The sequence below is a fragment of the Xanthomonas sp. WHRI 8393 genome (assembly GCF_040203315.1).
Classification (GTDB): domain Bacteria; phylum Pseudomonadota; class Gammaproteobacteria; order Xanthomonadales; family Xanthomonadaceae; genus Xanthomonas; species Xanthomonas arboricola.
Genome location: NZ_JBEGGL010000001.1, coordinates 563,751 through 587,571, shown reverse-complemented (window position 1 = coordinate 587,571; position 23,821 = coordinate 563,751). Strand labels below are relative to the sequence as shown.

The 23,821-nt window shown below is 67.5% G+C and carries 16 protein-coding genes, 1 tRNA gene and 1 other RNA gene; 11 read left to right on the top strand and 7 right to left on the bottom strand.

What is annotated here, in order from left to right:
• Window positions 1-2,232, bottom strand: a complete 2,232-nt coding sequence (locus tag ABQ137_RS02525) for a 1,4-alpha-glucan branching enzyme (protein ID WP_349781065.1) — start codon at window positions 2,230-2,232, stop codon at window positions 1-3.
• The gene (gene glgA / locus ABQ137_RS02520; protein ID WP_047127915.1) at window positions 2,229-3,812 is read right to left on the bottom strand and encodes a glycogen synthase GlgA; all 1,584 of its coding nucleotides are present in this window, start codon (window positions 3,810-3,812) and stop codon (window positions 2,229-2,231) included. Before glgA ends, ABQ137_RS02525 begins: the two co-directional genes overlap by 4 nt.
• A gap of 486 nt (window positions 3,813-4,298) precedes the next feature.
• On the opposite strand from glgA, the gene ABQ137_RS02515 reads away from it, so the two are divergent.
• Window positions 4,299-5,918: a GGDEF domain-containing protein gene (locus ABQ137_RS02515; protein ID WP_104623544.1), complete on the top strand. Its 1,620-nt coding sequence runs from the start codon at window positions 4,299-4,301 to the stop codon at window positions 5,916-5,918.
• 155 nt (window positions 5,919-6,073) lie between these two features.
• Here ABQ137_RS02515 and ABQ137_RS02510 read toward each other — a convergent pair whose 3' ends face one another.
• Window positions 6,074-7,015 (bottom strand): DUF808 domain-containing protein, encoded by a 942-nt coding sequence (locus ABQ137_RS02510; protein ID WP_184515700.1) that lies wholly within the window; start codon window positions 7,013-7,015, stop codon window positions 6,074-6,076.
• A gap of 238 nt (window positions 7,016-7,253) precedes the next feature.
• On the opposite strand from ABQ137_RS02510, the gene ABQ137_RS02505 reads away from it, so the two are divergent.
• Both ABQ137_RS02505 and ABQ137_RS02500 read left to right on the top strand, forming a co-directional pair.
• Window positions 7,254-8,978 (top strand): ABC1 kinase family protein, encoded by a 1,725-nt coding sequence (locus ABQ137_RS02505; RefSeq protein ID WP_024938244.1) that lies wholly within the window; start codon window positions 7,254-7,256, stop codon window positions 8,976-8,978.
• Between the two features lie 384 nt (window positions 8,979-9,362).
• On the top strand, window positions 9,363-11,471 hold the full coding sequence (locus tag ABQ137_RS02500) for a phosphoglycerol transferase I (protein ID WP_184381043.1): 2,109 nt from the start codon (window positions 9,363-9,365) through the stop codon (window positions 11,469-11,471).
• Window positions 11,472-11,771: 300 nt separating this feature from the next.
• On the opposite strand, the gene ABQ137_RS02495 is transcribed toward ABQ137_RS02500, so the two are convergent.
• The gene (locus ABQ137_RS02495) at window positions 11,772-14,195 is read right to left on the bottom strand and encodes a DUF3772 domain-containing protein (protein ID WP_184517675.1); all 2,424 of its coding nucleotides are present in this window, start codon (window positions 14,193-14,195) and stop codon (window positions 11,772-11,774) included.
• 352 nt (window positions 14,196-14,547) lie between these two features.
• Here ABQ137_RS02495 and ABQ137_RS02490 point away from each other — a divergent pair, with 352 nt between their 5' ends.
• A complete protein-coding gene (locus tag ABQ137_RS02490) occupies window positions 14,548-14,889 on the top strand; it encodes an HPF/RaiA family ribosome-associated protein (RefSeq protein ID WP_024938247.1) in 342 nt (113 codons plus the stop codon).
• A gap of 162 nt (window positions 14,890-15,051) precedes the next feature.
• On the opposite strand, the gene ABQ137_RS02485 is transcribed toward ABQ137_RS02490, so the two are convergent.
• Window positions 15,052-15,128: transfer RNA gene (locus tag ABQ137_RS02485), tRNA-Arg, on the bottom strand.
• Window positions 15,129-15,357: 229 nt separating this feature from the next.
• On the opposite strand from ABQ137_RS02485, the gene ubiA reads away from it, so the two are divergent.
• Entirely contained in the window at window positions 15,358-16,263 is a 906-nt protein-coding gene (gene ubiA / locus ABQ137_RS02480) for a 4-hydroxybenzoate octaprenyltransferase (RefSeq protein ID WP_184515697.1), read from the top strand.
• Between the two features lie 102 nt (window positions 16,264-16,365).
• Here ubiA and ABQ137_RS02475 read toward each other — a convergent pair whose 3' ends face one another.
• Window positions 16,366-17,091, bottom strand: coding sequence for a ComFC family protein (locus ABQ137_RS02475; RefSeq protein WP_184515694.1), 726 nt, complete (start codon window positions 17,089-17,091; stop codon window positions 16,366-16,368).
• 49 nt (window positions 17,092-17,140) lie between these two features.
• Here ABQ137_RS02475 and bioB point away from each other — a divergent pair, with 49 nt between their 5' ends.
• From bioB to bioC, 5 genes are all read left to right on the top strand, one after another.
• Window positions 17,141-18,175 (top strand): biotin synthase BioB, encoded by a 1,035-nt coding sequence (bioB, locus tag ABQ137_RS02470; RefSeq protein ID WP_154831294.1) that lies wholly within the window; start codon window positions 17,141-17,143, stop codon window positions 18,173-18,175.
• A gap of 97 nt (window positions 18,176-18,272) precedes the next feature.
• Complete coding sequence (bioF, locus tag ABQ137_RS02465; protein WP_104626591.1) at window positions 18,273-19,478, top strand: 8-amino-7-oxononanoate synthase; 1,206 nt, start codon at window positions 18,273-18,275, stop codon at window positions 19,476-19,478.
• Between the two features lie 236 nt (window positions 19,479-19,714).
• Window positions 19,715-20,476, top strand: a complete 762-nt coding sequence (gene bioH / locus ABQ137_RS02460) for a pimeloyl-ACP methyl ester esterase BioH (RefSeq protein WP_349781064.1) — start codon at window positions 19,715-19,717, stop codon at window positions 20,474-20,476.
• A 43-nt stretch (window positions 20,477-20,519) separates the two neighbouring features.
• Window positions 20,520-21,302, top strand: coding sequence for an SDR family oxidoreductase (locus tag ABQ137_RS02455; RefSeq protein ID WP_184614635.1), 783 nt, complete (start codon window positions 20,520-20,522; stop codon window positions 21,300-21,302).
• 192 nt (window positions 21,303-21,494) lie between these two features.
• A complete protein-coding gene (gene bioC / locus ABQ137_RS02450) occupies window positions 21,495-22,379 on the top strand; it encodes a malonyl-ACP O-methyltransferase BioC (RefSeq protein WP_039517288.1) in 885 nt (294 codons plus the stop codon).
• 169 nt (window positions 22,380-22,548) lie between these two features.
• Here bioC and ABQ137_RS02445 read toward each other — a convergent pair.
• Window positions 22,549-22,624: non-coding RNA, sX9 sRNA (locus ABQ137_RS02445), on the bottom strand.
• A 101-nt stretch (window positions 22,625-22,725) separates the two neighbouring features.
• On the opposite strand from ABQ137_RS02445, the gene lpxO reads away from it, so the two are divergent.
• Window positions 22,726-23,631 carry a lipid A hydroxylase LpxO gene (gene lpxO, locus ABQ137_RS02440; RefSeq protein WP_016903250.1) on the top strand — a complete coding sequence of 302 codons (906 nt, stop codon included), beginning with the start codon at window positions 22,726-22,728 and terminating at the stop codon, window positions 23,629-23,631.
• Window positions 23,632-23,821: the final 190 nt, after the last annotated feature.

The following is a 23,821-nucleotide window of genomic DNA, read 5'->3' as shown; positions in this document are numbered from 1 at the left end:
TTATTTCTCCGCTTGCAGATAGATCGTGGCCAGCGGCGGTAGGGTCAGGCGCAGGCGTTGTGCGTGCCCGTGCATGCCCATCGGCTCGGTCGCCAGGCGACCGCTGTTGCCGAGGTTGCTGCCACCGTAATGGGCACTGTCGGTATTGAGGATTTCGCGCCAGCCGCCGGCACGCGGCACGCCAACGCGATAGTCGTGGTGCGGTTGCGGGGTGAGGTTGCTCACCGCCAGCAAGGGTGCGCCGCCATCGGGATCGTGGCGGATGAACGCCAGTACGCTATTGCGCGCATCGTCGGCCACGCTCCAGTCGAAACCGTCGGCACGATGCGTGCCGCGGTACAGCGCCGGCACCCGTCGCAATGCGGCATTGAGATCGCCGACCAGTTGCTGCACACCGCGATGCGGCGCGCCGTCGAGCAGATGCCAGTCCAGCGATTGATCGTGATTCCAGTCGTTCCACTGGCCGAATTCGGCGCCCATGAACAGCAGCTTGTCGCCAGGATGCGCCCACATCAGCGCCAGATACGCGCGCAGGTTGGCAAAGCGCCGCCAGTCGTCGCCGGGCATCTGCCCGAGCAGACCACCAGTGCCATGCACCACTTCGTCGTGCGAGAGCGGCAGCACGAAACGCTCGGAGAACGCATACACCAGGCCGAAGGTGAGCTGGCTATGGTGCTGCGCGCGCTCGGCCGGATCGCGCTGCATATAGCTCAGCGTGTCGTGCATCCAGCCCATGCTCCATTTGTGGGTGAAGCCCAGGCCACCCTCGCTGATCGGTGCGGTCACGCCCGGCCAGGCGGTGGACTCTTCGGCGATGCTCAGCACACCGGGAAAGCGCGTGGCGATCTCGCTGTTGAGCTGGCGCAGGAAGGCGACCGCTTCCAGATTCTCGCGGCCGCCATGCGCGTTGGGCACCCACTCGCCTTCGGCACGGCCATAGTCGCGATACAGCATCGAGGCCACCGCATCCACGCGCAGGCCGTCGAGGTGGTAGTGGTCGATCCACTCCAGCGCGCTGCCCAGCAGGTAGGCGGTCACTTCGGGCCGGCCGTAGTTGTAGATCAGCGTGTTCCAGTCGCGATGCATGCCTTCGCGCGGGTCGGCATGCTCGTACACCGCGGCGCCGTCGAACTGCGCCAGGCCGTGTGCATCATCGGGAAAGTGTGCGCTGACCCAGTCCAGGATCACGCCGATGCCGGCGCGATGACAGGCATCGACGAACTGGGCAAAGCCATCCGGGCTGCCGTGGCGCGCGGTCGGTGCGTACAGCCCCAGCGGTTGATAGCCCCAGGAGCCGCCGAACGGATGTTCGGTGATCGGCAGCAACTCGATATGGGTGAAGCCGAGCTGCTGCACATAGGGGATCAGTTGTGCGGCCAGCCCTGGCCAGTCCAGCGGCTGGTTGTGCCCATCGCGCCGCCAGGACGCGGCATGCACTTCATAGATCGACAGTGGCGCCGGCGCGGCACTGGCATCGCGCGCGGCCATCCAGGCGGCATCGGTCCAGGCAAACGCAGCCGCGCCCGGCACCACCGAGGCGGTGGCCGGCGGCAATTCGCTCTGGCGCGCCACCGGGTCGGCCTTGAGCAGCACACGGCCATCGGCAGCGGTGATGGCGTACTTGTAGCGCGTGCCGGCTTCCACACGCGGCAGGAACAGCTCCCAGAAGCCGCCAATGCGCGGGCGCATCGGGTGCCGGCGCACGTCCCAGCCATTGAAATCGCCCACCACCGCCACGCGTTGCGCATGCGGCGCCCACACCGCAAAGCGCACCCCGGGCACGTCGTCGCAGTGCAGGTGCTGGGCACCCAGGGCGCGACGCAATGCCTGGCCGTCGCCGGCAGCGATCTGCAGCAGGGTGGATTCGTCCAGCGTGGCGGCAAAGGCGTAGGGGTCTTCGATCTCCTGCACCACGTCCGGCCACACGATGCGCAAACGATACGGGCCTTCGACCGCCAGCGTGCCCTCGAACACGCCATCGACCGGGCCGGCCTGCATGCGCGCCAGCAACTTGCCACGCGTGTCGATCAGGCCCATCGCCTCGGCCCCAGGCGCCAGCACGCGCACCAGCCGGCGGCCATCAGCCTGGGAATGCGGGCCCAATACCGCGAATGCATCGGCAGGCAGGCCATCGGCCAGCGCCTGCACGCTCTGCACCAGATCCGCCATCCCGTCCATGGTCACCGCCGTCGCTTCCGTCTCCTGCCCCTGCACGCCCAGCCGTTCGCTCATGACACCGTCGCAAGCGCGGGAGCGGTTGCGGCGGTGCGTTCGTACAGCGAGAGGTATTTCTTGCCCGCCACATCCCAACCACTGGGACGCAGCATCGCCGCGCGGCGCATCGCCGACAGCAGGCTGGGCAGGCGGAAGGTGCGGAATGCGCGCTCCAGGCAGCGGCGCAACGCTTCCACGCTGGCATGCTGGAACAAAAAGCCGGTGACGCCGTCATCTACGGTGTCGATCAGACCACCGGTGGCGTGCGCGATCGGCAGGCACCCAAAGCGTTGTGCATACATCTGGCTCAAGCCGCACGGCTCGAAGCGCGACGGCATCAGCAGGAAGTCGGCGCCGGCGAACATGCGCCGCGCCAGGCCTTCCTCGAAACCGATGAAGGCACCGACCTGGCCCGGATAGCGCCGGGTCAGCTCGGCGACCTGTTGCTCGATCTCCGGCTCGCCACCGCCGATCACCGCGATCTGGCCGCCGGCCGCCACGATCTGCGGGGCGACCTCGCAGATCAGGTCCAGGCCCTTCTGATGCACCAGCCGCGACACCACCGCAAACAGCGGGCCGGTGCTCTCGCGCAGCCCGAAAGCCTTGCGCACCTGCGCGGCGTTGGCCTGACGGCCCTGCCACTGATTGACGCTGAAGTGCGTGTCCAGATATTCGTCGGTACGCGGGTCCCAGCTGGCGTCGATGCCGTTGACGATGCCGGTCAGCGCGCCCTTGGCGGCGCGGCCGGCCAGCAGGCGGTCCAGGCCACAGCCCTGCGCCGGGCCGGTGATCTGCTGGGCATAGCTGACGCTGACCGTGTTGACGTGGTCGGCATGCACGATGCCGCCGCGCAGGAATGACATCTGCCCGTAGAACTCAAGCTCGGCCACACGCTCGGCCGGGATGCCCAGCGCAGCGGCCATCGAATACGGCACCAGGCCCTGGTAGGCCAGGTTATGGATGGTCAACAGGCACGGCGTGGTGCCGCCGGACCAGCGCACATAGGCGGCGGCCAGCGCGCACGGCCAGTCGTTGAGGTGCAGCAGGCGCGGCTTCCAGCCCAGCCCGGCATGGCCGGCGGCGATCTGCGCGGCGGCATGCGACAGAGTGGCAAAACGGATCGCGTTGTCTTCGAACTCCGAGCCGCTGGTGCTCACATAGGGCGAGCCGTCGCGTTCGAACAATTCCTTGGACAGCAGGATGTAGATCGGCAGCCCGTCCGATTGCACGATGCGGCCGATGTCGCAGGCCGGCAGTGCGGCATGCGCCAGCACCCGGCCGACGATCTCCACCTTGCCCGCCCGCGCCAGCACCGCCCGGTAGCCGGGGATCAGCACACGGACGTCGTAGCGATGGCGCAGCGCGCGTGGCAGCGCCGCAGCCACATCGCCCAGACCGCCCGCCTTGATGAAGTCCGCCATCTCCGACACCACGAACAAGGCGCCGCGGGTATCGGCCGGCGACACCGGCAGGCGCTCGTGATGGCGAATGAAGCGGCCACGCGCATCACGCGGTCGCCCGCTCTTCTTCAGAGTCGGGAGCATCGTGCTGCGCTCTAAGCGTGCGGTAGTAGCGTGAAGCGGCATCATGGCAACCATCTAAACGTCCGTCGTAAAGTGGGTGGAGACGGAAAAACAGCGAAGCGACAACCATCATCTGCCGATTCAGCCAGACGACCTGCTACGAATGAGGAGCGGGGCCAACGCGCGTACTCCACGTTGTCCTTGGGACGAATCTACACCCCGGGCAAATAAAATATGCGTGAATACGTGCTGACTTTTCTGCGACATCTACATTCCCTTGCGCATGGTTGCGTAGCTCTAAAGGCATAAGCGGCGCATTGCAGTGCGATGACATCCCTGCCGTGGTGCGCGGTTGTTGAAACGCACCGAAAGCGGGCAACGACGGCGGCGCCCGCCATCACCCGCATGACTTGTTCAGCCGCGCACGCAGGACCGCTGTCGTCTACTGCCTGGCATCGGGGCTGCCTGCCGGAACTGCGCAGACCTGCCCAGACCGCTTAAGCGCGACGCCCGCGCGCCGATAACCCGCAATGGCACCACGACTTTCCGAGACCCCGGCGCATGGCAGACCAGCCTGAACTCCCAAGCCGCCCACGTGGCGGGCTGCGCCGCCTGTTGCCCTGGGGCGGCGCGGACAGCGCGCGCCCGGCCGCCGCCCTGCCCAGCGTGATCGGCGGCGGGCACGGCCTGGCCGCGCATCAGCTGGTGCCGGCCAAGAACAAGTCCGGCGCGCACGACCCGGCGGCCGCCACCGCCCTGTTGATGCGCCTGTTCTCGCATGCCGCGCATCCGGAGGCCTTGCTGCTGGCCTTCGCCGAAGGCATCACCAGCCTGCATGGCGAACTCGGCGACATGGGCGTGCGCCTGAGCGCAGCCTATGCGGCCGGCGACTGGCCCGGCTATGGCCGCGCCTTGCGGCAATTGATCGACAAGTACATCCGCACCATCGATACCGGCGACTCGCTGGCCGAAGGACGCACCGAAGCCGAGCAACTGCGCGACCTGCTGCGGCACGCGCTGGGCAATGCCCTGTCCACGCTGCTGCAACGCAGCCCGGAACTGGCCGAGGAAGCGCAGACCCTGGCATCGGCACTGCGCCACTGGCGCCCCGGCCATGAGCTGATCACGCTGGAACAGCGCCTGCGCGAACTGAGCCATCAGATCGGCCTGCGTGCCGAAGATGCCAGCGAGCAGCAGAACCTGCTGCTCGGCCTGTTCGACCTGTTGCTGGAAAACGTCGGCGAACTGCTCGACGATCGCAGCTGGCTGCAGGGGCAGATCTCGGTGGTGCGGCAGCTGATCTCCGGGCCGCTGGATGTCGGCTCGATCGAACAGGCACGCGGCACCTTGCGCGAGGTCATCTACAAGCAGGGCCTGCTCAAGCAAGGCATTGCCGACTCCAAGACCGCGATGCGCGAGATGATGGTGTCCTTCGTCGACCGGCTCGACGGCATGGCCACCAGCACCGGCGAGTACCACGATCGCGTTGCCGGCTATTCGCAGGCGATCGGCGACGCTCGCAGCATTCCCGACCTCAACCGGCTGTTGCAGGACGTGCTGCAGGACACTGCCGGGGTGCAGGCGCAGGCGCTGGCCGCACGCGACGAGCTGCTGGCCGCACGCCGCCAGGTCGAGGACGCCGAGCAGCGCATCGCCTCGCTCGAACAGGAACTCAAGGACGTGGCCGGGCTGGTGCGCGAAGACCAGCTGACCGGCGCGCTGAACCGCCGTGGCTTCGAGGAACTGTTCCAGCGTGAGGCCGCACGCACCCAGCGCGGCGGGCAACCCTTGTGCGTGGCGATGCTGGATCTGGACGACTTCCGCCGCCTCAACGAGACCCACGGCCACGCCGGTGGCGACGCCGCGCTGCGCCACACCGTGGACGTGGCCAAGTCGGTGCTGCGCACCACCGACGCCATCGCCCGCTTCGGCGGCGAGGAGTTCGTGCTGCTGTTGCCGGACTCCACCATCTTCGAAGCCAGCGCGGCGGTGATCCGCCTGCAGCGCGCACTGGCCCAGCGCTCGCTGCTGCACGAAGACGTGCGCGTGTTCGTCAGCTTCAGCGGCGGCGTGGCACTGCGCCATCTCGACGAGGCCCAGGACGATGTGATCCGCCGTGCCGACCGCGCCATGTATGACGCCAAGGCGGCCGGCAAGAATCGGGTGATCAGCGCCGACTAGCCGCGAACGCGGCCTGCCGCATCGACCGGTCGGACCGGATTACCGGCGCACGACGCAGAGGCGCCGCAGGTCCTTGGGTTGCCGCCGGGCCCCCACCACGACCATGCGCTTCCGTGCGGCGACCAGGGGCTCCCCTGGCCAGCCGCGGGACGGCGTCAGTGCGCCGCCGGCTTACCGCGCAGCTTCTGGAACAGCATCACCGCGCCCAGCACGATCGCACCGGCAATCACGCCGACCAGCATGTTGCCCAGTGCATCGACCAACCACCCCATGCCGCCGGCCGACTTGGCCAGGTCCTGCACCAGGTGATGCAGCGCCGGGATGTTGTGCACCAGGATGCCGCCGCCGACCAGGAACATCGCCAGCGTGCCGGCCACCGACAGGAACTTCATCAGCCACGGCGCGGCCACCAGGATGCCGCGGCCCAGCCCCGCCAACGCCGCGCCCTTCTTGCTCAGGTACAGGCCCAGGTCGTCCAGCTTGACGATGGCCGCGACCAGACCGTACACACCGATGGTCATCGCCAGGGCGATCGCCACCAGCACCGCGACCTGCTGGCCGAACGACACCCCGGCCACCACGCCCAGCGACAGCACGATGATCTCCGCCGACAGGATGAAGTCGGTGCGGATCGCGCCCTTGACCTTGTCCTTTTCCAGCGCCACCACGTCCACGTTCTGGTCGGCCAGCGCGCGGGTGCGCTCGGCATGCCGCTGGGCTTCCTCGTCCTGGTTGTGCAGGAACTTGTGCGCCAGCTTCTCCACGCCCTCGAAACACAGGTAGGCGCCACCGATCATCATCAGCGGCATCACCAGCGGCACGTTGTAGCCGCGCCCGCGCAGCCAGGCCTCCAGGGCGCTGATCGCCAGTGCCGCCGGCACCAGGATCACCTTGTTCATCAGCGAGCCCTTGGCCACCGCCCACACCACCGGCAACTCGCGGTCGGCGGTGACGCCGGTGACCTGCTGCGCATTGAGCGCCAGGTCGTCGCCCAGGACGCCGGCGGTCTTCTTGGCCGCGACCTTGGTCAGGATGGAAACGTCGTCCAGCAGCGTGGCGATGTCGTCGAGCAGGGTGAACAGGCTGGCACCGGCCATGCGGGGGTCCTTCGTGAGTGGCGGTGGATTCTCGCCGATCCTGCGCCCGTATGGGGTGATGGCATGCGGTTGCACGCCGTTGCCGACCGTTGGTGCGCGATCCCGACGCCCGCCGGCCGCATGATTCGGCCATGCCCGTCGGCCTCGCCGCACACGACCGCGCCGTAGCCGCTTGTCTGGATTCACCGCCCGACGACCCGCCGCTGGCCACACTCGCGCTCTTGCACGACCGCCGGAGATGGCCTTGAGTCCGAACGACCCGTACCGCACACCGGCCCAGGCCGCGATCCCCGCCGACACCGGCGTGGTGGGCGGCATGAGCCGTCGCACGCAGATCCTGCGCCTGTTGCTGCGGTATCGCGGATCGGGCGTGTTTGCGGGCATGAACCTGGATCCGGCTGCGATCAACGAGTACGAAGTGCCCGCCGAAGGCACGCCCGACCAGTTCGTCTCCGACCTGGAAGCGCTCGGTCCCACCTTCGTCAAGCTCGGCCAGATGCTGTCCACGCGGCCGGACATCGTGCCGCCGGAGTTCGCCACGGCGCTGGAGCGCATGCAGGAGAACACCAGTTCGGTGCCGGTGGAGCGCATCCGCCAGATCATCGAAGAAGAACTCGGCGTGTCGGTCAACAAGGCGTTCTCGTTTTTCGATCCGGTGCCGCTGGGCTGCGCCTCGCTGGCGCAGGTGCACCGCGCCGCCCTGCGCGACGGCACCCCGGTGGCAGTCAAGGTGCAAAAGCCCGAAGTCGCTGCCCAGGTACGTTCGGATCTGGACGTGCTCAAGAGTTTTGCCACCGCCGCCGACCGCCTGACCGGCATCGGCCGGCGCGTACGCTTTGCCGACTGGCTGGGCGAATTCGGCAAGACCCTGCGCGCCGAGCTCAATTACGAGGACGAGGCCGAGACGCTGGTGCGCTTCGGAAAGCATCTCAAGCCGTTTCCGCTGTTGTGGATCCCGCAACCGGTATGGGACCTGAGCAGCCGCAAGGTGCTGACCATGCAGCTGGCCGAAGGCGTGCGCGTGGACAAGATCTCCGGCCTGCGCCGCACCGAGCAGCCAATGGACAAGCTGGCCGCAGAACTGGTCAAGGGTTACCTGGATCAGATGTTCGTGCATGGCGAGATCCATGCCGACCCGCATCCGGGCAACCTGCGCGTGCTGCAGGACGGGCGCCTGGCGATCTTCGACCTGGGCATGGTCGCGCACGTGCCACCGCGCCTGCGCGAGCGCTTGCTCAAGCTGCTGTTCGCCGCCGTCGACGGCCGTGGCGAAGAGGTCGCCGAAGAGACCATCGCGCTGAGCACGCGCCTGGAGGATTACGACGAAGACCGCTACCAGCGCGAAACCGGGCAGATGATCGCCCGCTACGCCGCGCACGACACCACCTCCGAGGGCCGTGTGGTACTGGATCTGGTGCGCATCGCCACCGCCAACGGCTTGCGCACGCCGCCGGAGCTGAGCCTGCTCGGCAAGACCTTGTTGAACCTAGAAGGCGTGTGCCGCACGCTGTCGCCGCACCTGGACACCCGCCGCATCGTCGAGCGCCACCTGCAGCATGTGATGCGCGCGCGCCTGAAAAAATCCCTGTCGGCGGCCAATCTGGCCAGCGAGGCGATGGAACTGCAGCATCTGGTGCGCGAAGGACCGCGCCGCATGTCCGAGATCCTGTCGCTGGCGGCGGAAAACCGCCTGCAGATGCGCGTCACCGGGCTGGAAGAATCGCATCTGATGGAAAGCCTGCAGAAGATCGCCAACCGCGTCGCGGCCGGCATCGTGACTGCGGCGCTGATCATGGCCTCGGCGCAGATGATGCGTATCGAAACCGGCTTGAAGCTATGGGGCTATCCGGCGATCGCGATGGTGCTGTTCCTGCTCGGCGTCGTGCTGGGCCTGGGCATCGTGCTCAGCGCGCTGCTGTTCGACCGCCGTGTGCGTGCACGCGAAGAACGCGGGCATCGATAGCGCTTCACACAACCACACCCCCGCGTAGGAGCGCACCCGGGCGCGACATGGCGTTACCCGGTGTCGCCTGCCAAGACCGCCGCGTCCAGCGGTCAAAGGGGATCAGGCGATGTGGCGTTATAGAGACATCGCCTATACGCGAGAACCTCGCCAGATGCGGAGTACAGAAACCGTGGCTCCCTTGGCGAGCGCCACCGCGACCAGCTGATCCTCACCGCGCACCCTGTGCCGCGCTACGGTAAGCACGCAACTCCAACAAACATTTCAGTCAGCTTCAGCGCGGCATAGTCCGTCATCCGGGTGTCACATTGGCTGTGGCGCACAGGACATGGCGAGCAAGGCGTCCGGTACGCGCTCGCATCATTCCCCCACGGACGCTGCCGCATGCATTGGATGTTGTTGTTTTCGCTGTTGCTCCTGCTTTGGCTGTTGGTCGCCTCGCCGCGTCTGGCGTGGCTGAAGGCCGGATTGTTGTCATTGCTGCTGCTATTGCTCAGCGCCTGGGGTCTGGTGGATCGGCTCAGCGGCGACGGCATCAATGCTGCCACGCTGTATCACCTGCGCGCGGACATGGACGGTGCCGGCGTCAGCGATTTCTCCGGCTATATCGCCGTGTTTATCGGCATGGTGCTGTTGTCGCTCAGTCCGCTGGTATTACTCAGGGTGCGGCGTTTCCGTCGCCCGCGTGGCGGCAATGCGGTATTCGGCGGCTTCGTGGTGATGTTGTTGGTGAGCATCGCGGTCAGCCCCTTGTACCGCGACGGCAAGCGTCTGTACTACCAGCTGCGCCCGGTGGATTACGCCACCGTGGTACCGGAATACCTGGTGCCGCAGCAGCCCTTGCAGAAGCGCAAGAACATCGTGTGGATCTACGGCGAGAGCCTGGAACGCACTTACTTCGACGAAGACGTGTTTCCCGGCCTGATGCCAAACCTGCGCGCGCTGGCCAGCGAGGCGGTGGACGTGCGCAACCTCACCTCCACCGAAGGCAGCGGCTGGACCATCGCCGGCATGGTCGCCTCGATGTGCGGCGTGCCGCTGACCACCGCGCCCGGCGATGAAAACAGCATGGGCCGCATGGGCCTGTTCCTGCCCGAAGCGCGCTGCCTGGGCGACTATCTCAAGGATCAGGGCTACCGCAATCACTATGTCGGCGGCGCCGATGCCAGCTTTGCCGGCAAGGGCAGTTTCCTGTCCAGCCATGGCTTCGATGTGGTGCACGACGTCAGCTACTTCCGCGACAAAGGCGTGGCGCCGAACCACTTTTCCGCCTGGGGCGTGCATGACGACGTGCTGCTGGACGATGCCTGGGACAGCTTCCAGACGCTGTCGCGCGCCGGCCAGCCGTTCATGCTCACCACGCTGACCATGGACACCCACCACCCTGCCGGCCATCTGCCGCTGGCGTGCAAGGGCCAGCACTACGACAGCGCGTTGGGCGACATCGGGCTGCTGCATGCGCTCAAGTGCAGCGACCGGCTGATCGGCGAGTTGGTCGCACGCATTCGAAACAGCCGCTACGGCAAGAACACCATCATCGTAATCGCCTCCGACCACCTGGCGATGCCCAACGATCTCAGCGATGTCCTGGCCAAGCAGAAGCGCGAAAATCTGCTGCTGTTCCTGGGCAAGGACATCGCCCCGCAGCAAGTGGTCACGCGCGCCGGCAGCACATTGGATTCGGGGGCGACGCTGTTGCAGTTGCTGGAGCCGGGCATGCGCACGCTGGGCTTCGGCCGCTCGCTGCTGGCCAACGATGCGCCCCCCAGCGCCAGCGTTGCGGCCAGCCGCGACAGCGGCAAGAACTATCCGCGCTATCTCGCTTACGCGCGCACGCTGTGGACCGGGCGCAGCACCCGCATGCTGCGCATCAACGGCAATGGCGATGTGGTGGTGGGCGTGCAGCAGGTGCGCCCGCCGGTGCTGCTGGAATACGACGACGACACCAATCTCAAAACCGTCTATCTGGAAAACACCTCGCGCCAGTTCGACCGCACCCACACCGAGGGCACGCTGGCCTATGTGGATCGCTGCACGGCGTTCGAGGACGGCTCGGCCGATGGCGATTGGTGCGCTTTGGTGGTCGACCGCCACCAGAGCATGAAGCTATATCGCGACCCGGACCTAACCCGCGGCATCGCCGTTGATGCGCCGCTGGAGGCCAGCCAGCAAGGCCCGCGCCCACGCGTGCGCCAGCCGATCATGCTCACCCAGGCCGCGCGCAAGACCGAGGCCGGTCGTTACATGCTGGAGCTGTACGCCAAGCGCCGGCCGACGCGTGCATTCTGGGTGGAGGCAGTCTCGTCGGAGCGCAAGGTGGTACTGGCCCAGCAATGGGTGGTGCCCGATGCGGCCGGTCGCATCCGCATGCCGGTAGGCCTGGAACATGCGGTGGACGATCTGGAAATCCGCGCCTGGCTGGACTACACCGAAGACGTCAGCGTGGACGACCTGGCCCTGGTGAAGCAGACCCAGGTCGCGGATCGCTCTTGAGTCTGGCTGTCGCCCTGTATGAAGCAACGGCGAAGGCAAAGCTCAAGAGCAACGGCGAAGCGTGCGATTTGCGGCCTGACTGCGGGGTCCTTGCCCACCCACCCTCGCAGGACACGCCGCAAGTGCGTCCCTGTAGGCTCTTACGCGGCATCCATGCCGCGTAAGGTCCCGCGACGGTAAGCAGGCAGGGACCTATCGGGATGGTCGGTGTGCATGGCGCAGGCAGAGTAGGACCCGCGTTGTTCGATCATTGTGCGTGCGACCAGGGCCCCTTCCCACGCGCTGCATCCACGCGTCGACTCAATCTTCCGATGCAGGCGTGCCATCGGCCGGATCGCGCGCCACCGCCGCACCTGCCCGGCTGAAGCGAATTTCCTGCGGCGATTGCAGCGCAATCCCCGCCGTTTCCATCCGCTGCAACAACGCGAAGAACAGCTCGCTGCGTACCCCGTACGAATCGCGCGGGCTGCGCACATAGGCGAACGAATTGAAGTTGACGTGCCCGCCGGCCAGCGAATCGATGAATACCGAGGGGGCCGGATCGGCCAGCACCTTGGTGTGCTCGGCAAACAGCTCCAGCAGCATGTTGCGCACCTTTGCCACGTCGGTTTCCAGCGGCACCGAGAACTGCAGCTGCACCCGCCCCATCGGGTTGGACAGGGTCATGTTGCGCACGCTCTTGGTGATCAATTCCGAATTGGGCACGATCAGGGTGGAGCGGTCGCCGACCTGGATCTCGGTCGCACGCACGCTGATCTTGCGCACGTCGCCCTCCTGGTCGCCGATACGCACCCAATCGCCGATCTTCACCGGCCGCTCGGCCAGCAGGATCAGGCCCGACACGAAGTTCTGCGTGATCGCCTGCAGACCGAAACCGATACCCACCGACAGCGCGCTCAACACCAGCGCAAGCCGCTTCAGATCCAGGCCCAATGCAGTCAGGCCCCACACCACCACGATCAGCCAGCCCAGATAGCGCGCCACCGTGCTGATGGAATTGCGCGCACCGTCATCGAGCTCGGTCTTGGGCAGATAGGTGTTGAGCAACCACTGCTGCACCACGTGCACCAGCCCCATGCCGAGCAGGAACACGCATAGCGCCCTGAGCACGTCGCCCGGGGTGATCACCAGCTCCTTGCCGATGGTGATGCCGTGGGCGATGTTCTCCGCCCAGTCGGTGACCACGCTGATGTTGGCGCCATACGGCGTCAGCAGTACCGCGATGCCCAGCAGCACCAGCAGCACCCGGGTTGCCGCCGATATCAGCAGCCCGAGCTGCACCAGGCGTCCGCTGCCGATGCTGAGCGCGTGCGACAAGGCCCGGCTGAAGCGGCCGTCGGGCTTGAACAGCCAGGTCATCAGGTCGTCGGCAAAGACCACCAGCAGGCCGAGCAGGCTGCATACCAGGGTGATCCAGATGATCTGCCGCTCCACGAACAAGGCCAGATTGAGATAGCCGAACAAGGCCGCGATCAGCGCAAAGATCACCGCCAGATGGCCCAGCAGGCGGATCAGCACAATGAAGCCGCCACCACGCGAGACCACCGGCGGCGGCGCATCGCTGTCCGGATCGGCCACACCGGCATTTGCCGCATGCGCGCGCAAGGACAGGCTCAGCCCGGCCAACGCCGACAGGATCAACCCTGCGTACAGCAACGCGGCCAGCGCATCGGTGGCGGTGGTCAGTGCGGGGCTGCTGCCGGCCACCTCGTTGATCTTCATCGCCATGCCGCTGAACCAGATCACCGCCGCGGTGGCCAGGCAATGCACGCGCAGGCGGTCGACAGTGGCATCGTCCAGCGGGAACAGGCGCCAGCTGGGCTGATGTTTCATCAACAGGCTGGCACTGAGCGAACCGACGAAGGCAGCCACCACGCTGATGGCGACGAATCCGGTCAGCAACTGGTCCAGATCGTCAGGCAGCTCGCCGAGCGCGCGGATGCCCTCGACCAGCACGAATGCCGCAATCCCCAGAGTCAGCGTGCCGACCAACAGAAACCACAGTGCCAGCCCCGAGCGTCGCAGGCGTCCGCCGGGCGCACGTGATGCCGCGTAGCGACGCCCCAGGTGGCGCAGGAAGATGCGCAGCGGAAGCGCCAGCAGCAACGCGATGACGGCAGCGGTCATCAGTCCGCCCACGCCGCTGGCGGCGATGCCGGCCTGCACCATCTGCACCGTCTTGTCGGACAAGGCCTGCAGGCGGGCACGATCGTCGGGCCATTGCTGCGCGATCTGTTTCCACAAGGTCGGCGACAGCGGCGAGGCCACCCGCGTGGAGAGCTTCACGCTGAAGCGTTGCACACGCTCGCGTTCGAGCCGGTCGGCCAGGTCCTTGGCATTGGAGACCAGCAGCGTGGCCCGGATGAACTCGGCATTGAGCTGATCGCGCTCCTTGGTCAGCGCCTTGCGCTGTTTTGCCAGGTCGGTCAGTTCGTTCGGCGCCGCGACACCGAGCCCCTCCAGTCGCCCGTTGAGCTCCTTGAGCGGTTGCTCCAGCGTGCGCACCAGATCCTGCGCCTGCCGCTGCGCGCCGGCGACATCGTCGGTGAGCTTGCTGAGCTGCTCGGTATCGGCCTTCTCCATGCCCGCGTCGGCCTGGGTCAGCACCTTCTGCATGTTGTCGAGCTGAGTCTGTGCGGTCTCCAGCAGCGTGTCGTCGTCCTGCGCCACGGCGGCGCCCACGCACACCATCCACAACGCGACCAGCAGCAGCACACGCTGCAACACGCCGCGACGGGCACCCAGGGCAACTCGGAATTCGGACACAGGCAGAGATCGGACAGGCGCACACCGGCGCGGTGCCGGCATCTTAATCCACTGCTTCCAGCCAGGCGGATCGACGCTGCCGTGCGGGTTCAGCCTGGCAGAGCTCGCCAGCAGCGGCTGTTACTGCGCGATCGCAGGTTCTTTCGCGATGCGGTGACAGCGCTGCCCGTCGCAGTGGATGCACCGTCCGGCCATCCCGACCTGAGCATGAACGCGGTGCAGCTTGTCACCTCGCGGCAACGGTGCGCTGTCGCAGAATCGAGTCACCGCTACGGCAGACGCAGCGGATGACCGCGAAGGAGAACACTCTATGCAGATTCAGATCCAGACCGACAAGCACGTGCCGCATGACCCCTCAGTCGTGCAGCATGTCGAGAAGACCTGCTCGGCCCAGCTGGCGCATTTCGCCAACGACATCACCCGCGTCGAAGTGCATTTGCGCGATGAAAACGGCCAGCGCGGCGGCGCAGCGGATCGAACCTGCAGCATCGAGGCGCACGTCGCCGGCCTGCCGCCGATCGCAGCCACCAATAGCGCCGAAACCACCGCCTCGGCCGTCACCGGCGCCGCACGCAAGCTGCGCACCGCTATCGAACACGCACGTGGCAAGCAGCACGCCAAGGCCACCACACCGCCGCCGGAAGCGCTCTGATCCGCGCCTGGGCAGGGTGGCGCCAGGCGCCCCCTGCCAGCCGTTGCATCGTTGGCACCGCAGCGCAATGACGCATTGATACATCAGCCGGCACCAACCCCTGATCCAGAAACGCCATCGGCCCGCTGCAGTGTCACTGCAGCGGGCCGATGGGTTTTGATCTGGTGCGCCCGGAGGGATTCGAACCCCCGACCAATGGCTTCGGAAGCCACTACTCTATCCGGCTGAGCTACGAGCGCCTGGCCGGGCATTATGCCAGAACCGCCGCCGCGCGCGTGACACCGGCGACAGGGAGTGCCGAAACGGCCGGACACCGCTGCATTGCCGATGGAGCCCAGTCCGGAGCCAGCGCCGGCGCGGAGGTACCTGGCGCGAGCTCGCGCAGCCGCCCGGAAGATTGGACGATGCCTGGCTCGATCGTCACCCAGTGCATGACCGCAGCCGAGCCGCGCTGCTACCCTTTGCAGCATGAGCAAGCATGGTGTTGAACAGCTGCCCACAGCGCCCGCGCTGACCTGGCCGCAGCGACTGGGGCAGTACTGGACATTGGTCCGCGGCGATCGTCCGATCGGCAGCCTGCTGTTGCTGTGGCCGACCTGGTGGGCGTTGTGGCAGGCCGCCGGTGGCCTGCCGCCGCTGTGGACACTGTTCGTGTTCACCGCCGGGGTCTGGCTGACCCGCTCGGCCGGCTGCGTGATCAACGACTATGCCGACCGCTGGCTGGACCCGCATGTGGAGCGCACCAAGTCGCGCCCGCTGGCCACCGGGGCGGTGTCCGGGCGCGAGGCGCTGTGGGTGTTCGTGGTGCTGATGCTGGTGGCATTCGCGCTGGTGCTGACGCTCAACTGGCTGACCGTGGCCCTGAGCGTGCCGGGCGTGTTCCTGGCCGCCAGCTATCCCTATCTCAAGCGCCACACCCACCTGCCCCAGGTCTATCTGGGCATGGCCTTCGGCTGGGGCATCCCGATGGCCTTCGCCGCGGTGCAGGGCAGCGTGCCGCTGCTGGGCTGGCTGCTGTATGCGGCCAACATCCTCTGGGCCACGGCCTACGACACCTGGTATGCGATGGTCGACCGCGAGGACGACATCCGCATGGGCAGCAAGTCCACCGCCATCCTGTTCGGCAGGTTCGACCTGATCGCGCAGGGCCTGCTGTACGCATCGATGTTTGCGGCATTGGCGCTGGTCGGCCTGCGCGCCGGTCTCGGTATCGCATATTGGGCGGGGCTGGGCGTGGCCGCACTGCTGGTGGCCTACGAGTTCCTCCTCGCCCGCCACCGCGAACGCGGCCCGTGCTTCCGCGCCTTCCTGCACAACAACTGGGTAGGCCTGGCGATCTTCGTCGGTATCGCCGTAGCCCTGGGATTGCGCTGACGCGCAGACAGGTCAATCGCCTCGGCTTCAGCCCCTCTCCCCGCGGGAGAGGGTACGGGCGAAGCCCCATGTTGCAGCTCACAACCCACAGCCCACCAAGCCTCACGGCACCCGCGCACATATCCACGCATCCACCCGCTGCACACCGGCCCGATGCAGGGCCTGCGCCGCCGCATGCAGCGTCGCACCGGTGGTCATCACGTCATCCACCAGGGCCACATGCGCGGGCAAGGCGCCACGCGCGACAAAGGCCTGGCGCAGATTGCGCTGACGCTCGGCTGCATCCAGCTCCGATTGCGGCGCGGTCGCGCGGACCCGGCGCAGCAATGGCAGGCAGGGCAGCCGCAGCGCGCGGCCGAGCGGTCTGGCCAACTCTAGCGCCTGATCGTAACCACGCTGGCGCAAGCGCTGCCGGTGCAGACTCACCGGCACCAGCGCCTGCGGACGCGGCAGGCCTGCGCAACGCCTGACCATCAACTCGCTGAGCAAGCGCCCGGCAGCCAGGTCCTGATGGAACTTGAAACGCCGCAGCAGCCCATCCACCGGCCAGCGATAGGTGAAACACGCATGCACGCGTTGCAGCGGTGGCGGGTGCTGCAGGCATTGCCCGCACAGCAGCGCGCCACTGCAGGCGTATAGCTGCGTTGCGCAACACAGGCAGGCGTGCCCGTGATCCGGCAATGCGGCGCGACACGACGGGCACAGATCGCAGTCGGCGCTGCCGGGTTCCGCGCACACCAGGCACCGGCTCGGCAGCAGCAACCGCAACAGCCGGCGCGGCCACCTGTAAACCGAGTTGGCTTCTTCGAAGTTGACAGCCTCTTCCATGCTCACCAGACTGCCTGGCTTCCAAGCCGCTGACTGTCAGGAAACCCCGATGTCTGTTGTCGTACGCCATGACTGGGATCGCAACGAGCTGCAGGCGCTGTTCGACCTGCCGTTTCCGGAGCTGCTGCACCGCGCTGCCAGCGTGCATCGCGCCCATTTCGATCCGGCGCAGGTGCAGGTGTCCACGCTGCTGTCGGTCAAGACCGGCGGCTGCCCGGAAGACTGCGCGTACTGCCCGCAGGCGCAGCGCTACGACACCGGCGTGACCGCGCAGAAGCTGATGGAGACCGAAGAGGTCGTCGCCAAGGCACGCCAGGCCAAGGCCGCCGGCGCCTCGCGCTTCTGCATGGGCGCGGCCTGGCGCTCGCCCAAGGAGCGCGACATCCCCAAGGTGGCGGCGATGATCCGCGAGGTCAAGGCAATGGGCCTGGAAACCTGCGCCACGCTCGGCATGCTCGACGCCGGCCAGGCGCGTGCGCTCAAGGACGCCGGGCTGGACTACTACAACCACAATCTGGACACCGCGCCGGATTACTACGACTCGATCATCCACACCCGCCAGTATCAGGATCGCCTGAACACGCTGGAGCACGTGCGCGATGTCGGCCTGAAGACCTGCTGCGGCGGCATCGTCGGCATGGGCGAAACCCGCGAGCACCGCATCGGCCTGCTGTTGGCGCTGGCCACGCTGCCGGCGCATCCGGATTCGGTCCCGATCAACCAGCTGGTCCAGGTCGCCGGCACCCCGCTGCACGGCACCCAGCAACTGGATCCGTTCGAGTTCGTACGCATGATCGCGGTCGCCCGCATCACGATGCCGCGTTCGATGGTGCGCCTGTCCGCCGGCCGCGAGGCGATGAGCGACGAACTGCAGGCGCTGTGCTTCCTGGCCGGTGCCAACTCGATCTTCTACGGCGAAAAACTGCTGACCACCGGCAACCCGGACACCGAACGCGACCAGGCTCTGTTCCAGCGCCTGGGCCTGCGCCCGATGCAGATCACCGTCGACGCCGCCGACCACGACCACCCCGGCACCGTGCATGCGGAGATCACCCGCAGCACGGCCTGCGAGCACGCCGCCTAACCGCGAATCGAACGTCCGGCACCGGTCGTCGGTGCCGGCTGGGCGTGCCGGGCGCGGCAGGCTACGCTAACGCCCCCTTCTGCCGTTGAACGCCCCCATGGCCCGCCCCGATCTGCACGAACGGATTTCGTCGCTGCGCACCTTGCGTGTGGCCCAGGAACGGGTGCGGGTGCGGCGGCTGGTGAGCCGTCGCGATGGCGTGCGGCTGGAAGTCGATGGCCGCTGGCTGACCGGTTTCTGCTCCAACGACTATCTGGGCCTGTCGCAGCAGTTCGAAGTGGTCGCCGCGTTGCAGGACGCCGCCGCGCGCGATGGTGCCGGCGCCACCGCCTCGCACCTGATCTGCGGCCACCACACCGCGCACGAAACGCTGGAGCGCGAGATCGCCGAGTGGCTCGGCTATCCATCGGCGCTGCTGTTCGGCAGCGGCTTCATCGCCAACCTGGCGGTGCAGCAGGCCTTGCTCAGCGAGGACGACGATGTCTGCGTGCAGGACCGGCTCAACCACGCCAGCCTGCTCGATGCCACACGCCTGGCCGGCTGCCGGTTGCGTCGTTATCCGCACCTGGATGTGGAAGGCGCGATGCGTCAGCTCAAGGGCTCGCCCGAGGGCGCGGCGATGCTGGCCAGCGATGGCGTCTTCAGCATGGATGGCGATGTCGCGCCGCTGCGTGCGTTGAGCCTGGTGGCACGCATGCAGCAGGCGCTGTTCTACGTCGACGACGCACATGGCGTGGGCGTGCTCGGCCCGCAGGGGCGCGGTTGCGTTGCCGATGCCGGACTGGGCGTGGCCGAAGTGCCGCTGCAGCTGGTGACGCTGGGCAAGGCGCTCGGCGGCTATGGCGCGGTGGTGGTCGGCGATGCAGCGCTGGTGCGCCATCTGGCCGAAACCGCGCGCCCCTACATCTACACCACCGCGTTACCACCGGCGCAGGTCGCTGCGACGTTGGCGGCAGTGCGACTGGCGCGTCGCGACGATTGGCGGCGCGCCAAGCTGGTCGAGTCGATCGGCAGTTTCCGCGATGGCGCACGCCGGCATGGCTTCGAGCTGATGGCCTCGGATACGCCGATCCAGCCCCTGCTATGCGGCGAAGAAGCCACGGTGATGGCGATGTCGGCCGCGCTGGAACAGGCCGGCTTCCTGGTCGGCGCGATCCGCCCACCCACCGTGCCCGAAGGCAAGGCGCGTCTGCGTGTGACCCTGTCCGCGCTGCATACGCCGCAGCAGGTGCAGGCCTTGATCGAGGCCATCGTGCAGGCGCGCGATGTGGTCAGCCGGCAACCGCTGCGTGCGTCTGCCTGAGGGCGACGATCCAGACGATTGCGCAGTAGCCGCGCGACGGCGGCCGGTGCTCGACGTAGCAGTGTCCGCGTCGTTGATGTGAGCAGATCGCTACTGTCGGTGCGGTCCTGCGTGTCCGCAACCGGCTTGACGTGCCGCGCAGATCGGCTCCACGCGCAGCGCAGGCTGACGCAAGACACCTTGCGCCGCACGCGCCGACCCATGCGCCGGTCAGCGCCATCAGCGACAATCCCCGCATGCATATCGATGTCATCGGCCACGGGCCTGCGCTGGTTCTTCTGCACGGTTGGGCGTTGCACGGCGGCGTGTTCGCGCCATTGGTGGAACGCCTGGCCGCGCAGCATCAACTGCACCTGGTGGATCTGCCCGGACACGGTTTCAGCCGTGGCGACAGCACGCCGCTGGCGCTGCCGGACGTGGTCGCCGGCATTGCCGCCGCCACGCCGCCGGCGGTGTGGGTCGGCTGGTCGTTGGGCGGGCTGTTCGCGCTGCATGCCGCAGCCACCCAGCCCAAGGTACGCGGGCTGGCGATGATCGCGGCCACGCCGCGTTTCGTGCGTGGCCAAGATTGGTCCGACGCCGTCGAGCGCGAGGTGTTCGTGCAATTCGGCCAGGACCTGGCGCGCGATTATCACGGCACGCTGGAGCGGTTTCTGGCGCTGGATACGCTGGGCTCGGCGCATGCCCGCAGCGAGTTGCGCAGCCTGCGCGAGACGCTGGCGGCGCGTGGCGAACCGGCCGCCGAAGCACTGCAGCAAGGCCTGCAGCTGCTGGAACGCAGCGACCTGCGCCGCGCGCTGCCGCAACTCGCGCGCCCCAGCCTGTGGATCGCGGGCCAGCGCGACCGGCTGGTACCGGCGGCCGGCATGCAGGCCGCCGCCGCGCTGACGCCGCACGCGCAGGCCCTGACCATTGCCGGTGGCGGGCACGCACCGTTTCTTGGTCATGCCGATCAGGTCGCCGAGGCGCTGCAACGCTTCGTTGCGTCCGTGCCATGAGCGGATCGTCGATCATGCGGCATCGCTGATCGAGGACACACGCATGGATCTGGGAATCGCCGGGCGCTGGGCACTGGTCTGCGCCGCCAGCAAGGGCCTGGGGCTGGGCTGCGCACGCGCACTGGCCAGCGAAGGCGTCAACGTGGTGATCGTCGCGCGCGGCCGCGCTGCCCTGGAGCAATCCGCCGAGGCATTGCGCGCACTGCCAGGCGCCGGCGAAGTGCGTAGCGTGGTGGCCGATATCGCCACCCCGCAGGGACGCAGCGATGCGCTCGCCGCCTGCCCGCAGCTGGATATCCTCATCAACAATGCCGGTGGCCCGCCGCCCGGCGATTTTCGCCAGTGGGAACGCGACGACTGGCTGCGCGCACTGGACGCCAACATGCTGGCGCCGATCGAACTGATCCGCGCCAGCGTCGATGCGATGCGCGCGCGGCGCTTCGGTCGCATCGTCAACATCACCTCCAGTGCGGTGAAGGCGCCGATCGACATCCTGGGCCTGTCCAATGGCGCGCGCGCCGGCCTCACCGGCTTCGTCGCCGGGCTGGCGCGCAGCACGGTGGCCGACAACGTCACCATCAACAATCTGTTGCCCGGCCAGTTCGCCACCGACCGCCTGCGCGGCAACTTCGCGGCGATCGCGCAACAGCAAGGCAGCAGCGTCGAAGACGTCGTCGAGCGCAAGCGTGCGGGCATTCCCGCCGCACGCTTCGGCGAGCCGGACGAATTCGGCGCGGCCTGCGCGTTTCTGTGCAGCGCGCAGGCCGGCTACATCACCGGGCAAAACCTGCTGATCGACGGCGGCAGCTATCCCGGCACGTTCTAGAGCGCCTCGGCCACGCGGCGAGTCGTGGCGACCGCCGCGGGCATCCGGTGGGTGTTTGGTCAGGCCCCGTTGAACCCCGTGCCGCTCGCAGCGCAGCCACCGGCAGACCGAACGTCTGCAGACTCGCCAGGCCGATGCCAGGCCATCCATCGATTCCCTCCGCCCCGGCCACAGGCGACAATAGCGCCGCTCATGAACAGTACTTTCGACCCCCGCCACGTCCGGCGCGCCTTTGCGCGTGCCGCCAGCAGCTATGCCGCCGCCGCCGCGCTACAGCGCGAAGCCGAAGCGCGCCTGCTCGAATCGCTCGACTACCTGGGCGACCAGGTGCCCAAGGTGGTGCTGGATGTCGGCGCCGGCCCCGGCCATGCCAGCGGCGCGATCAAGAAGCGCTGGCCCAAGGCGCAGGTGATCGCGCTGGACCAGGCCATGCCGATGCTGCGCCAGGCGCGCAAGGCGGCGGGCTGGTGGAAGCCGTTCGCGCAGGTCTGCGCCGATGCACGCGCCTTGCCGGTGGCCGACGGCAGCGTGGACGTGATCTTCAGCAACCTGTGCCTGCAGTGGGTGGAAGACCTGCCCGCGGTATTTGCCGGTTTCCGCCGCGCGCTGCGGCCAGGCGGCTTGTTGCTGTGCTCCACCTTCGGCCCGGAGACGCTGATCGAGCTGCGCGAGGCGTTCGCCCAGGCCGACCCGGCACCGCATGTCAGCCGCTTTCCGCCGATCGCCCAGTTCGGCGATGCCTTGCTGATGTCCGGCTTCCGCGACCCCGTGCTGGACCGCGACCTGTTCACGCTGACCTACAGCGACCTGCCCGCGCTGATGCGCGAGCTGCGCGCGATGGGCGCCACCAACGCACTCAGCAATCGCCGCGCCACCCTGACCGGACGCGGCCGTTTTGCCGCCGCCAGCGCCGCCTATGAGCCCTTGCGGCGGCCGGACGGCACCCTGCCCAGCTCCTGGGAAGTGATCTATGCCCACGCCTGGGCACCGGCGCCGGGCGCGCCCATCCGCGAGCAGGGACACGATGTCGCCAGCGTCCCGGTGGCCTCGATCCCGATCCGCCGCCGCATCGACTAGCGGCGGTGCAGATCGCCGGCGGCAACGCAGCCGTTGCCGGCGAGACACACAGTTTTGCGACGGCACCAATGCTGACCTGTCAGGCTCGGTCGCGACACCCGGTAGAATTCAGCAGTCAATGGCCGCATGTTCCTGTTGCGGCTTGCCTTTTCGACGCCTGAACCGGCGTGGTTAGCAAAACGCAGCACGCAGCCGCCAGGTGGCTGCAGACGGCGCGCAGGAACCGGCATGTACGCGTGGTACATGCCGGTTCCGAGTACCGGCAGCGCCCCCGCCCGGCTGCTGCATTGTCGTTTTGATAGCCGCTCTTAGGTTTGCGGCCCCCGTCCCCCAATCGGCCTTCCCAATGTTGAAGTGGCTCATCATCGCGCTGTTCATCGCATCGGCGCTGTACATCCATTACCGCGGTCGCGTACGGCACCGGCTCAGCCGGCAGCTGCTGGACCATTCCACCTTCATGGCGCCGATCAACACGCTGATGTATCTGTGTTCGCGCGTGCCGACCACGCCGTTCATCGATCCCGGCAAGGAATTTCCGGAGCTGGCGCCGCTGCGCGCCAACTGGCCGCTGATCCGCGATGAAGCGGTGGCGCTGCAGCAGATGCAGAAGATCCGCGCTGCCGACGGCTACACCGACATCGGCTTCAACTCGTTCTTCCGCCGTGGCTGGAAGCGCTTCTATCTGAAGTGGTACGGCACCGCGCACCCGTCGGCGTCTGAACTGTGCCCGCAGACCACTGCGTTGCTGAAGTCCATCCCCACGGTCAAGGCCGCGATGTTCGCCGAGTTGCCGCCGGGCAGCGAACTGCGCCCGCACCGCGACCCGTTCGCCGGGTCCATGCGCCTGCACCTGGGGCTGGCCACGCCCAACGACGACCGCTGCTTCATCGATGTCGACGGGCAGCGCCACAGCTGGCGCGATGGCGAGTGGACGATGTTCGACGAGACCTACATCCACTACGCGCGCAACGACACCGACCAGGACCGCATCATCCTGTTCTGCGACATCGAGCGCCCGATGCGCTGGCGTTGGGCCGCGGCGGTGAACCGCTTCGTCGGTCGCAGCCTGCTCTCGGCCGGTGCCTCGCCCAATCAGGAAGGCGACAAGACCGGCGGCATCAACCGCGTGTTCCGCTATTTCTATGCCGCGCGCCTGAAGGCCAAGGCGCTGAAAGAACGCAACAACCCGCTGTACCAGACGCTCAAGTGGGGCATCTTCATCCTGGTGGTGGTCGGGATCGTGTTGCTGTAACCCCCACCCACGTAGGAGCGCACCTGGGCGCGACCAGGCATCGCCGGTAACGCCCCATCGCGCGCAAGCGCGCTCCTACATAGGCACAGCTCCGGCCGCAACACCGCACCAATCACGTAGGAGCGCACCCGGGCGCGACCAGCATTGCCGGTAACGCCTCATCGCGCCCAGGTGCGCTCCTACGCCGTGG